Annotated in this window: 9 protein-coding genes; 5 read left to right on the forward strand and 4 right to left on the reverse strand. The window is 45.3% G+C overall.

Annotated elements, in window-relative coordinates; all coding sequences use genetic code 11:
* Nucleotides 1-35 precede the first annotated feature (35 nt).
* The 4 genes from cmoB to ACTRWI_RS16320 all read left to right on the forward strand — a co-directional run bounded on the left by cmoB (nt 36) and on the right by ACTRWI_RS16320 (nt 4493).
* Complete coding sequence (cmoB, locus tag ACTRWI_RS16305; RefSeq protein ID WP_499132824.1) at nt 36-1007, forward strand: tRNA 5-methoxyuridine(34)/uridine 5-oxyacetic acid(34) synthase CmoB; 972 nt, start codon at nt 36-38, stop codon at nt 1005-1007.
* A gap of 241 nt (nt 1008-1248) precedes the next feature.
* Nucleotides 1249-1986, forward strand: a complete 738-nt coding sequence (locus tag ACTRWI_RS16310; protein ID WP_499132826.1) for an ATP-dependent zinc protease family protein — start codon at nt 1249-1251, stop codon at nt 1984-1986.
* Between the two features lie 17 nt (nt 1987-2003).
* Entirely contained in the window at nt 2004-3509 is a 1506-nt protein-coding gene (locus ACTRWI_RS16315; protein ID WP_499132828.1) for an inactive transglutaminase family protein, read from the forward strand.
* A gap of 3 nt (nt 3510-3512) precedes the next feature.
* On the forward strand, nt 3513-4493 hold the full coding sequence (locus ACTRWI_RS16320; protein ID WP_499132830.1) for an alpha-L-glutamate ligase-like protein: 981 nt from the start codon (nt 3513-3515) through the stop codon (nt 4491-4493).
* Nucleotides 4494-4807: 314 nt separating this feature from the next.
* On the opposite strand, the gene mukB is transcribed toward ACTRWI_RS16320, so the two are convergent.
* The 4 genes from mukB to cmoM all read right to left on the reverse strand — a co-directional run bounded on the left by mukB (nt 4808) and on the right by cmoM (nt 12288).
* Nucleotides 4808-9268: a chromosome partition protein MukB gene (gene mukB / locus ACTRWI_RS16325; RefSeq protein WP_499132832.1), complete on the reverse strand. Its 4461-nt coding sequence runs from the start codon at nt 9266-9268 to the stop codon at nt 4808-4810.
* Entirely contained in the window at nt 9265-10059 is a 795-nt protein-coding gene (mukE, locus tag ACTRWI_RS16330; RefSeq protein WP_499132833.1) for a chromosome partition protein MukE, read from the reverse strand. Before mukE ends, mukB begins: the two co-directional genes overlap by 4 nt.
* Nucleotides 10040-11377, reverse strand: a complete 1338-nt coding sequence (mukF, locus tag ACTRWI_RS16335; protein ID WP_499132834.1) for a chromosome partition protein MukF — start codon at nt 11375-11377, stop codon at nt 10040-10042. The genes mukE and mukF overlap by 20 nt, the downstream gene beginning before the upstream one ends.
* A gap of 125 nt (nt 11378-11502) precedes the next feature.
* Nucleotides 11503-12288, reverse strand: a complete 786-nt coding sequence (cmoM, locus tag ACTRWI_RS16340) for a tRNA uridine 5-oxyacetic acid(34) methyltransferase CmoM (protein WP_499132835.1) — start codon at nt 12286-12288, stop codon at nt 11503-11505.
* Between the two features lie 115 nt (nt 12289-12403).
* Between cmoM and elyC the strand changes: the two genes are divergently transcribed.
* Entirely contained in the window at nt 12404-13258 is an 855-nt protein-coding gene (elyC, locus tag ACTRWI_RS16345; protein WP_499132837.1) for an envelope biogenesis factor ElyC, read from the forward strand.
* Nucleotides 13259-13279 lie beyond the last annotated feature (21 nt).

Consider the following 13279-nt stretch of genomic DNA (forward strand, 5'->3'; position numbering starts at 1 on the left):
CGATAACTTTTACACCACCAATTCAGTGAAAAACTATGTTTAATTTTGCCAATTTTTATCAACTTATTGCCCAAGATACTCGCCTACAGCCGTGGCTTAACGTTTTGCCACAGCAACTGACGGATTGGCAGAATGCAGAGCACGGTGATTTCGATCGTTGGTTACGCGCGTTAAACAAAATTCCACAAGACGTACCAGATCAAGTCGACCTAAAAAATTCAGTGACTATTGGTAGTTCTACGCCATACCACTCAGGTGAATTGAAAAAGCTAGAAAGCTTATTGAAGACGTTCCACCCATGGAGAAAAGGCCCTTACACGGTTCACGACATCCATATCGATACAGAGTGGCGCAGTGACTGGAAATGGGATCGTGTACTTCCACATATTTCTCCATTGAAGAACCGCTCGGTGCTAGATGTTGGCTGTGGTAACGGCTACCACATGTGGCGTATGCTAGGTGAAGGAGCACGCTTAACTGTGGGTATTGATCCTTCTCACCTATTCTTGATTCAATTTGAAGCTATTCGTAAGTTAATGGGCAATGACCAACGCGCTCACCTTCTACCTTTAGGTATCGAACAGCTACCAAAACTTGAAGCCTATGACACGGTATTCAGCATGGGTGTGCTGTACCACCGTCGTTCTCCACTGGACCACCTTATTCAACTGAAGGACCAATTAGTGTCTGGCGGTGAATTAGTACTGGAGACTCTAGTGATTGAAGGCGATGAGAACGCAGTATTGGTGCCTGTTGATCGCTACGCACAGATGAGAAATGTGTACTTTTTCCCTTCTGCTCGTGCACTGAAGCGCTGGCTTGAACAAGTTGGCTTTAAAGACGTACGCATCGTGGATGAGAATGTTACGACAATTGGTGAACAGCGCACAACTGAGTGGATGACACACAACTCTCTGCCCGATTACCTGGATCCAAACGACCCAAGAAAAACTGTTGAAGGTCACCCTGCGCCGAGACGCGCTATTCTTATCGCAACCAAGCCATAAACTTAATATTTAAAAGCCCAAATTGCGCCGTAACAAAGTTTGTCTCTAAAGCTCATTTATTTTCTAAAACTGACAAAAGTTTAATAAACGAGCTATTTCAAATAGCAATAATTGGCGTAGCGCTCACATTGCGATTCAATATGACCAGACTCTTACAATAGGATGCTTCACGCATCCTTTTTTGTGGGCTAAACTTCTAAATAGTCTGAACTATTCTCTAATTTTCCAAAGGTTTTTTTTTATGTTTAAGCGATTATCGCCGATTGTGGCGGTTGGTTTGCTCTCTGGTTGTACCCTAACTAACGGTGCGGCCTACCACCAAGAAACTCTCGACGCTATTGCCCGCTCAGAGACAAACATCGCAAATAAGGTTCAAAATCTAGAACTGCAACTAAGCAATCAAAGTGATTACATTGAAAGCTTAGAAGACGAAATCACAACCCTTTCCCAACAGCTTAATGTTCACCTAAACAGCATAGAACACAAAGTGATTGATGAGCTAGAAGAAGAGCCCGTCGCAGTTGAAGCGTCTCCTATTGCTCCAACTGCACAACCTACAATCCTTGGCGGCATCGAAAAAGTATCTATCGACTCTATCAAACAAAGCTTCGATGCTCGTGTTGATACAGGTGCTACTACATCCTCTTTGAATGCTGTTGATATCAAAGAATTCGAACGCAATGGCAAAGATTGGGTACGATTCCACCTAGCTGATAAATCACAAGCGACAGAAGAGCAAAAATGGATTGAAGCGCCTGTTGCACGTTATGTAAAAATCCGTCAGTCAACGACCGACCAAGCAGAACGTCGAGCTGTGATCGAATTATGGGTTAAGGTTGGAAAAATCCATGAAAAAGCGCAATTTACATTGGCGGATCGCTCTCAAATGAGTCACCCTGTATTACTAGGACGCGAATTTATCAAAGACATAGCGCTAGTAGATGTAAGTAAACAATACGTACAAACGGAAGCCAAATAACAACAGTAGGGTAAGCTATGACGTCACGAATTCCATTTTATATCTCTATTTTTCTACTCATCGTTGCTGGCATAGCACTGAGTATGTTCAGACACACGACCTATGGTGTTCCTTGGACCCCGGGGGAAACCAGACAGGTGTGGGACATTGAGGCTCGTATCGAATTCAATGCAGTAGGTAAAGAAGCTAAAGTTTCATTAGCGGCTCCTCATACCCAGTCTAACTACACGCTAATCAACGAATCAGCTTCATCACCAGGCTACGGTATCTCTTACTTGAATACCGAGTCGGGCCGCCGCGCAGAATGGTCGATCCGCTATGCTGATGGTCCACAAACCATCTACTACAAAACTCAATTCTTAGTCGACAGCCAAGCGAAAGTTAGAGAAAACCCACCAGAAGGTGAAATTGCTCAACCTAGTTTCGACGGACCAGAAGAGGCAGCATCAATTGCATTGATTGACCGTGCAACCAAACGTTCAGCGGACAACCTAACCTTCACCCGTGAGCTCATCAAAACGCTAAACGATCCAGACAGCCAAAACTCTGCGCTGCTTCTGAACAACATGACCAAAGTGGAAGCGACACACAAGCTACTTTCGGCAGCAAAAATCCACAACAAAGTGGTTGGTGTTGTCGAGTTAGAAGATGGTCGCCGTCGTCAATCTATTCAAAACATGATCCAAGTTTGGGATAACGAGCAGTGGATTCTATTCTCACCTGAATCAAGCGAGAAACAAGTTCAATCAAACCTACTTATTTGGGACGAGTCGAACGTCTCTCTATTAGATGTTGTTGGCGGTCAAAACAGTAAAGTTCACTTCTCTATGATTGCTCAAGAGGTTACTCCTACTGAAGCAACCAACCGTAAAGTCTCTGCAGACCAACTATTGAACCTATCAATTCATAGTCTGCCGCTAGAAGAGCAAGCAATGTTTAAAACCATCATGCTAATTCCAATCGGTGCTCTGATCGTTGTGTTCTTGCGTGTCATAGTCGGATTGAAAACATCTGGTACTTTCATGCCTGTTCTAATTGCAGTAGCTTTTGTGCAAACACAACTGGTCACCGGTATCGTTGGCTTCCTACTCATTGTTGGCACTGGCCTTGTTATTCGAAGCTATTTGTCCAAGTTAAACCTCTTACTAGTTGCCAGGATTTCTGCGGTGATTATCACGGTAATCATGATTATTTCCGTGTTTACCGTGGTTTCTTTCAAAGTAGGTCTGACTGAAGGTCTATCTATTACATTCTTCCCAATGATTATCCTATCTTGGACGATCGAACGTATGTCTATTCTATGGGAAGAAGAAGGTGTGAAAGAAGTTGTTCTTCAAGGTGGTGGGTCACTATTGACGGCCGTACTTGTTTACTTAGCAATGACTAATCCGTTCATTCAACACCTAACATTTAACTTTATTGGTCTACAACTGATTGTCCTAGGGGGTATTTTACTACTGGGTACTTACACTGGTTACCGCTTAACTGAGCTACGTCGCTTTAAACCGCTAGCGGAGGATTAAGTTATGTTTGAACAGTTTACTTCGCCATTTAAGTTGAAAAACAAAGGCATCATGGGAATGAACAAGCGTAACCATAGCTACATTGGTCGCTATAATGATCGCTCAAAGTATCCGTTAGTAGATGACAAGCTAAAGACTAAAATCATTGCGGAACAAGCAGGTGCGACCGTGCCTAAACTTATCGGCGTGATCAGTCACCAAGCTGAAGTAAAGACAATCCACAAAATGGTTAAAGAGTGGCCGGGTTTTGTAATTAAACCAGCTCAAGGAAGTGGTGGTAAGGGCATACTTGTCATCACCTCACACAAGGAAGGCGTTTACACTAAGCCTTCTGGCTCTACCATTAACGAACAAGATGTAGAGCGTCACATCAGTAATGCGCTAGCGGGACTATTCTCGCTAGGTGGCAAAAATGACGTGGCGGTCGTGGAAAACTTGATTAAGTTTGACGAATGTTTTGACGGTTTCAGTTATGAAGGTGTACCCGATGTACGTATCATCGTATTCAAAGGCTACCCTGTTATGGCGATGATGCGTCTCTCTACTTCAGCTTCTGATGGCAAGGCAAACCTTCACCAAGGTGCCGTCGGTGTAGGTATCGACATCGCAACAGGCAAAGCAGTGCGAGCGGTTCAGTTTGACCAACCGGTGACGCATCACCCAGACACAGGTAAAGAACTGGCACTGCTGCAAGTTCCTCACTGGGAAAAGCTGCTGACTCTTGCATCAAGCGCTTGGGAGATGACTGGCTTGGGCTACATGGGTACGGATATGGTGCTAGACCAAGAAGAAGGCCCAATGGTCCTTGAGCTTAACGCTCGTCCAGGTTTGGCTATCCAAATCGCGAACGGCGCAGGTTTACTTCCTAGATTACAGCATATTGAAAACCTTGGTACACCCGCTGAATACCCAAAACCTGCAGAGCGGGTTGCTTACGCTGCGAAGCAATTTGGTGTTCACAGTAATGAAATTATTTCAAGCTAGTCCTAAAACGAGCGAAGAACAAACCTGTTGTTGAATTAATCACTCTGTATCTCATCAAGAACAAAAAAGCCGCGTAACTCTGAGAGTTATGCGGCTTTTAGCTAACATATTTTCCAATCTAGCCGACTCGGCTAAAATTATGTTACCCCAATACCAAATTCACAGGGGATTCAAACAAGGAACAGACACTAACCTTGAGATTGGACATAAGGTTGGTGTGGTCTTAGCAATTATTCAAAAAGGCTAGATTCGAGGCATAAAAAAAGCCCCTACGATGAGGGGCTTTGAATTAGTAGGAAAAGGTCAGCTTGTGCTTATTGTTCAGTTTCTTCGATAAGCTCTTGAACTGGAGAAGCTGGCTTATTCTGAGCAAATCCGCGCAGACCAACAACGTGTACGTGTTCGTGATCTTTGAAGACCTTACGCACCAGTTTGTAGGTTGTTCCCTTCTCTGGGCTGATGTTCTCTGGCGCTGCAATCAGAAGCTGCATACCTAGACGGTCACACAGTTCAAACAGTGTAGAGATAGACTTCGCATCCAGACGTGCTGCTTCATCAAGGAACAACAAGCGACATGGAACAATGTCTTTGTTACGAAGTCGACGAGATTCTTCTTCCCAGCTCTGAACCACCATCAGTAGGATAGATTGACCAGTACCAATCGCCTCACCGGTAGACAGCGCGCCCGATTCAGCTTGTAGCCAACCATCAGAACCACGGTTAACTTCAACACTTAGTTCTAGGTAGTTACGGTAATCCAGTAGCTCTTCACCCAGAACTTGCGGAGAACGTTGGCCCATATCGATGTGTGGGTTCACACGTTGGAACAACTTCGCCATCGCTTCTGAGAAGGTGAAACGGGTCGTTTCGAACAGGTCTTTATGCTGCTCTTGTTGAGTCGCTAAGCCCGATAGCAAGATTTCGTGGCTTTCACGGATCTTAACGTTCAGACGTACGCCCTTAACCTGACCAAAGTAAATGTTTGACAGACCTTGGTTAAGCATACGAATACGGTTCTGCTCGCGCTGAATCGTCTTCTTAATAATACTTGCTACTGACTCAGAGCTGATTGCTAGGCGATTTTCACGCTGCGTCAGTTCTTCAGTTAATCGAGCTAGTTCAACTTCCATCTCTTCGATTGCTTCAACCGGATCATCCGTATGGATGATGTCTTGGCGAATACGCTCGCGAAGATGTTGGTAAACCGCAATGTAGAACAAAACCTTACGCTCTGGATGCGCGTTATCTTCCGATAGGCGCAACGAATCGCGTAGGTCTTCATTGTCAGCCACAGCCAGACGAAGTGCACCCAGTGATTTATCCGACATTGAGCGAAGTTCACCAGCCGTTAAGTAAGCCAGTTCACGCTTGTGTAGACGACGTTCAACGTCATTCTCACGAGCTAAACGCAGTACTGAACACCAACCGGCTTTTGCTGCAACAACGAAGGTACGAAGCTCTGTGTATTCTTTCTGTACTTTCTTAAGACGCTTAGCCAGTGCTTTCATCTCAAGTTCAGTTGAGGTAATCGTGCGTTCGTATTCGCTCTTGCGACTGCGAGAAGTATGCAGACGCTCTTGAAGTTCATCACGACGACGAACCGCGCGCTCTTCAGCACCTTCATCAGCGTTAACACCGAACTCTTGAAGCTCTTGTTTAAACTCTTGAACAGTCTCTTGCTTCGCTTGATGCGAGCTCTTCAGCGCTGCCAATACTTGGTTGTACTGGTTCATCTGTTCGCGAGCTTGCTTCAAGCCATCACGGCCTTTCGCACGAGCTTGTTCTGCTTGGACCAGTTTTGCTTTCAGTTGATCACTCAATTCACTACTCTTGTTAAGCAGGTCAACTGAGTCTGCGTAAGAAAAGTAGTGACGGCGTTCAATCAGATCAGACAGTGCGAACACTTTGCCTTTTAGCGTTTGTAGCGCGTTGTCCGCTTGACGGTACTCAGCTTCCAAAGCTTCAAATTGTTCTGGATCAGCGTCTAGTGCAGAAACGATTTGCTCTAGTGACGCAAGTGCTTTGCCATGAGTCTTCAGGTAAGACTTAGCTTCACTCAGACGTTCTAGTTGTACTTCTAGTTCAGCCAAACGTTCAGCTAATTTTTCGTCTTCTAGAATACGAACCATAGGCGCTAACTTATCAAGCGCAGCAATCGCCTGTTTACTTTGTTGAAGCTTGCTACGTTGTTGTTGCTCTTTCGAATCCAGTTCAGCTAACGAGCGCACGACTTGGTTACGTTTCTCACGAACGACTGCAAGTGCTTGCTCTGGATCGGCATTAAACGCAACGTGCAGGTGCTTCGCTACAAAGCTGTTAAATGCTTGATATAGACGGTTCAGCTTTTGAGAGTCAAACGCAGCTTTCGCGTGATTCTCAACAACCACATCGCGCTCTTCACGCAGTTTCTCAAGACGTTGCTCACGAGCTGCACGACCAAACAATGGGATCTCAGGGAAACGAGAGTAACGCACCTGGCGAGCATTCAATTGAACACACACTGCGCCATCTAACTCATCAGCATTGAATGAACTGTCATCAAACGCATCTACATCCCCCTCAAGGATGTAAAGGTCTTCAGGGCAGTCATCAAGATCAATCAGCTTCTCTTTGATGCCATCAAGATCTGAAACCACAATCGCATGACGAGCCGGGCCATACATCGCACTGAAATATGGTGCATCGCCAATCGTGATGTCGTCGTAGATCTCAGAAAGCAGCACGCCACCAAGGGTGTCTGCTAGGCCTTTCAGGCGAGGATCATTTGAACCACCAGGAGATGCTAGACGCTCGATCTCTTGTTCAAGTTCAGATCGGCGCGTTGCCAGTTGATCTTTTTCCATCGCTTGAGATTTCTCATCTTCAAGCACTTGCTGCATTTGCGTCATCACAGCTTGGCTATCTTCTAGCTCAGCTTCGGTTTGATCTCTTAACGATTCAAGCGCATCGTTTGCTGTGATCCACGCAGGAGCAATTGACTCAAGCTTTTGAATCTCTTGATCGTGGTTTTGCTGAACACGACGTTGCTCACTCTTCGCTTCACGAAGCTCTTCTTGAGCATACTCAAGCGTTTCGATCTGCATGGCATGACGTTCACGTTCTTCTTCAAAAACCGCTTCGTCAGTCAGTGAAATGTTGTGCTGCTTTTGGTATTCAGTTGCTAGCTCTTTCGCTTGACGTTGCTGCGCTACGTCACGAGCCATGTCACGGTGTTGAGCATGCCATTGCTGTTCGTTTTCAACAACATTTTTGGCTTTGCGGCCTTTTTCTAGAGCTTGCTTAGCGCTATAAGACGCCTCTTTACGCTCAACGTCTCCAACAATGCTCTTAACCAAAGACAATGCTTTGTCGAACTGAGCCGAAGCTGCAGAAGACATGTCTAGCTTATGTTTCGTTGCCAGTAGAGTCTGTGTGCTTGATTCTTCTTGTGCTTTCAGCTCAGAAACTAGAGTTAACGCACTTTCTGCAGTAATCGATTCATCACCGAGTAACTGCTTGGTTTTCTCTAGGGCTTGAACCGCTTGCTGGTATTGAAGTGCACGTGTCTGCTGAACATCCAACGCTTGTTGGTAGTCTGCAAGCTGAGTTTTCAGACTATCCACTTCTTCTTCAGTGATGGTTGCCTGCTCTTCAGCTAGAAGAACTCTCTCTTGAGCTTCTTCCACTACCATCATCTGCTCTTCTAGACGCTCATTAAGCTCTTCTAGATCTTCGCTGTAGCGAGCAATTTTCTCTTGCTGACGAAGTGCAGTTTGAACCAATTGAAGATGATCCGAAGCCGCTTGGTAATCTTGCTCTAGCGCTGATTCTTGATCCACCAACAGTTCAAGCTCTTCTTGAGCTCGATTAAGCAGGTTGTTTTGCTCAAGTAAAGTTTCACGCGAACCAAACAGCTCACCACGGAACTTCATAGTTTGATCAAGCTTGTTACGACGATCGTTCGCATGGCGCATGTAGTCTGCTGCCACGTAGTTGGTCGATTCAGTGATCAAATGCTTGAACAAGTCACGATCCGACTGAGTTGTCTTGATCGCTTCTAGCGTCATGCGGTTCTCACGCAGTGCCGATTCCATATCTTGGAATGCTTTCTTCACACCACCATTTTGCGGCAGAAGGTAATCACGCAGAGAACGTGTAATCGCACTTGAGATACCACCGTAAAGTGATGCCTCAATCAAACGGTAGAACTTAGAACGGTCGCTGCTGTTACGCAGTTTCTTCGGTACCACACCGTATTCAAACATCTGTGAGTGGTAATCCACAATCGAAGAGAACGCTTTGAAGTGTGCGCCTTCGTATTGTGTAACTGCGGCTTTCACATCGTTCAACTGACATACACGAGCGTGGCTGTCTGAAACGTTCTGAATCAGTACGTCCGTTGGCTTTACATGGCTAGGAAGGCCTTGGATAACGAACGGCTTGATGTCTACTTTCTTGTCACGACCAGCAACTTGCTGCAGTTTTACGGCAAACAGTAGGCGTTGGTTACGAGAGTTCACCACGTCTAGAGCAGCATAACATGCGCCCGGCTGAAGCTTACCGTAAAGGCCTTTATCACGAGATGACTGTGAGCTACCCGCTTCCGTAGTGTTACGGAAATGCAGAAGGCTTTGGTCAGGGATAAGTGCTGTAATGAATGCCGCCATTGTGGTCGACTTACCTGCACCGTTACCGCCAGAAAGCGTTGTGACCAATCCATCAATATCAAAAGTACGTGCGAAGAAGCCGTTCCAGTTGACCATGGTTAATGATTGATACTTACCTCTTTCAATCATGCTTCACCTTCTACTTTTGTTTGTTCGCCGTCATTTGACTCAAGGTCAAAGTCAGCTTGTTCGTTAAAAATATCTTGTTGACCGTTTTCATCTACATCTGATGCCGCTTCTGCTTTCTCTTCATTCAACAAGCTACCTTGGTTAGGTTCTTGTGTATGCACCACAGCCTCACCATCACGGATAAGACGCAGTTGAGCTTCTTTCATGTCATCGCCAACACGTACGTCCGCACCAAAACGAAATACCGCTTCGCTGATACGGAATTTGCCCGTTTCGCCAATCGCTATCAACATGCCGATACGACGTAAGCGACGTAGAGAAGTACGTACTTTTTCAAACAGTTTTTCTTTGTCTAAGTCAGAACCAGACGCACGGTTTGTTGCTAGCTTCATGAGCTTTTTCTCATCCGCTAACGTCATTAGCTCTTCAAACAACTCTTGGTTAGTGAAGATACCTTCGTGAGCCAAACGTTCTGGGCTCAGGTATAAGAAACACAATACCTTACCTACAAGCATGTCTAGCTCAGACAACACACTACGACCGATCAGAGACGTAGAACGTGGACGCAGATAGAAGAAACCTTCCGGTGCTTTCACAAGCTCTGTGTTGTAGCGTTGGTAGAAATGCTGAAGCTCAACTTCAAAATCAGAAAGTAACGCGTGGTTATCTAGGTCTTCTGTTGAAATATGCTTGCCTGAACGCAGCATGCTATCTAGCGCAGGGAACAATGGGTTCGCTATCGCTTTTACCAGTTTCTCTGGCATGTAATCATCAGTACTTGTTAATGACATTGGCTTGTACCTTTGCACCGAAATCGTTGATTGCCTGCCAATCTGGCTGAATAGCCTGATAGTCAGACTCTGAGTAACCTAAGCGCACCGCTTGGTCGACAACAATTCTGGCTAAATCAAAATGGTGTGTGCGAGGGTGTTCAGCGAGGTAATCGCGTAACACAAGGCCAAGATCGATTGGCACACCTTGCTGTTTGTGAGCTTTCAACATATCTGCAATTTTTTCAGACAGCAGATCATTCACTTGCTCAAATTCTTCATACTCTACGTCGAGTGGTGCTTGTCCCGTTACTTCGTCATCACGAAGCACAAGAGCTTCATCACGAAGGTCGTTTAGCTTTTCAGCGTCGGCATACGTCAGTAGCCAAGGCGCATCAAAATATTCAACCACAGATTGACGTAGGCGTTGGCTGAAGGCACGGTTCTTATCCATATCAATCGCGGTACGGATAAACTTGTGAACGTGACGGTCATAGCCGATCCACAGGTCAATTGCTTGTTGGCCCCAACTTGTGATTCGGTCGAGCTTCATTTGCAGACCAAACAAGGTTTCGCCAACAAACTCAAGTTCGTCGTCACCGTAGACTATTTCTTGGATATCGAGGATCTGCGTTTGCAGTTCATCACCTGCCGCTTGCAAGGTGTCTTGCAGCTCTTTTAGCGTGGCAGAGGTTTCTGACAGCAAGACTTCACAGTTGTTGATCGCTTCACGCCAATCTTTATTAAGAAGGTCAGCAATCTGCTGTTTTACAGTCTGTTGCTGCTCATCCATAACACGTTGGTTAAGATCAATCTGATCGAAAATTTCACCAACGGAATACTTGAGCACACCGTAAACGTTCTTTCTCCAATGTCCTGGCGTTCCGCCTTTCTGCGCCGCTTCAATGGCCTTTGCCATTTCATCCGCAACCATTGAAAGCTGGATAGACAGTTTTAATTTAGAGAACTGACGGTGACGTAAATAATAATCTGAGATACCAATAGCCAACGGTGACAAACGGTAGATGCTTGCACCATCGGTAATTTCGCTGGTGAAGCGGCTAATCAGCTTCTGTTTAACCAACTCATTGATTGCGTTATTAGCGCGAAACGCTGACGCTTCACCAGTATCTTCAAACAGTCGAGTGACGATAGTAAATGCATCATGCATTTCACCCTCGCCCAACTCTTCATCGAACCTTTCATTGCTTAATACTGCGATAGCAATCAAAAATGCTAAGCGCTCTGGCGGCAAGTTTAATGAAAAATCATGCTGCTTGACCCAGCCCACCAACTCATCAATTGGCTGCTCTTCGGCAGTTTGAGTCATTTCACTCATTGTGGTTCCTGTTACTGTTCTTCGTCATATCGAATACGTTTAATATGACGCCTATTTCTTTATAACGCGGGCTTGTTACGATTGCATAGCGCTTGTTGTGGCCTCTTTTACCACATTCATCACTTTTATTGCGCAGGTTTTTGAGCCCAAACGTGAATATACCGGCCTAGTGACAGATATGGCTCTTGGCGGCATAGCTGCTTTTCTAGTTCCAATACATCTTCAAATTGGTAATCGCCCATGTACTCCATATTTCCTATGTAGTCACTGAAAGAGCGAATGCCAGATTTACCACAGATTTCTAGACCAGCGTCTTCTATCCATTGATAAACCTCTTCAGGCTTCAAGCCTTTTTGTGGTTGCAGCTTAAACCGTTTTCGATGTGGCATCCCATTCAATACATGAGGAATGTTGCCACAAATCACATTTTTCAGTACTAATCCGTGGTGGTTGTAAAACATTATCGAGGCAACACCACCTGGTTTAACTTGTTCAAGTAGCAAATCGAGTGCTTCTTTAGGGTCTGCTAGCCACTCCATAACGGCATGAAACATCACAAAGTCGACTTGATCGTCGAGATGCTCTGCCACTTTTTGTACCGGAGAATGGATAAACTGATATTGCTCTAACAGCCCCGCTTCGGTGATCCCTTCTTGAGCCAGCTTTAGCATCTCAGAAGACAGATCACATAGAAAAACCTTATGACCAAGCGCCGCGATTTTTTGCGACATCTGTGCCAACCCGCCTCCGGCATCAAGCACATGCAATGGAGAAACAGAACCTTCAAACTTGCTCAAAGCTTGTTCTAAATCTTCCCATACGATGATCTGACGGATCTCTCCTTTGTCGGAGCCGTAAATATTTTTTGCAAATTTGTGGGCAATATCGTCGAAATTACGGTCTTCAGTCACAGCTACTTGAGTTATTATGTCTTATCGTGCCTGCTATTCTGTCACAGGAATTTCAGGAATAAAGAGGCGATGTCTCTTTTTACTACTAAGTGATGTTTTTTCGGACTATTCGGATATGTTTGAGCTGAAAAAAGTAGTGTCTTCATTACTGATGCCACTACCAGCAATGTTAATTCTCGCATTTCTGGGCTTAGCCCTAGTGATGTTTACTACTAAAAGAAAGACTGGTTGCTTAATTACCCTCTCTGCCCTCTGTGGTATTTTCCTAATCGCTTTCCAACCAGTTTCTAGTCAACTTTTAATGCCAATGGAGAGGCAGCACACTGCATTTTTACCGGTCGATGAGACTGTCGATTACGTGATGGTTCTGGGTAGCGGACACGTTGTTGATGACCAGGTCCCACCAACATCTGAACTGAGCCGTACAGGCTTGATGCGTTTAAGTGAAGGGATTCGTATTTTACGTCTCTACCCTGGCGCTAAACTGATTTTGTCTGGCTACGGTGCTGGTACAGAGGTCAGTAACGCAAGAATGATGGCTAAGGTAGCCCTAGCACTTGGAGTGTCAAAACCTGACATCATTTTGCTGGAAACAGCCAAAGATACGTGGGAAGAAGCTCGCCAAGCAGCAGCGTTCGTGAAAAACAAGAAAATGGTATTGGTGACTTCAGCAATCCACATGACACGTGCTCTAAACGAATTTAATGCAGCAGGCATGAAACCATTGCCAGCTCCAACCAACTATCTTGCTCAAGACGGCATAGTAGAGCCTTGGAACAAATACATGCCTCAAGCGATTTATCTTGAACAAACAGAACATTACTGGCACGAGACGCTAGGATTAGTTTGGCAAAGCCTACGCGACTGGTTAGACACCAGTAGCGATGTTGCCGAAGAGCCAATCGTAATACCTGAAGCTTCTAGCTTAGCTGAAGACGACAACGCCGTTTCGGCAGCACTGCCTCAATAGGAAAATGACATAAAATACTAA

It is taken from the genome of Pseudoalteromonas sp. G5_S1_14_S5 (assembly GCF_054968605.1).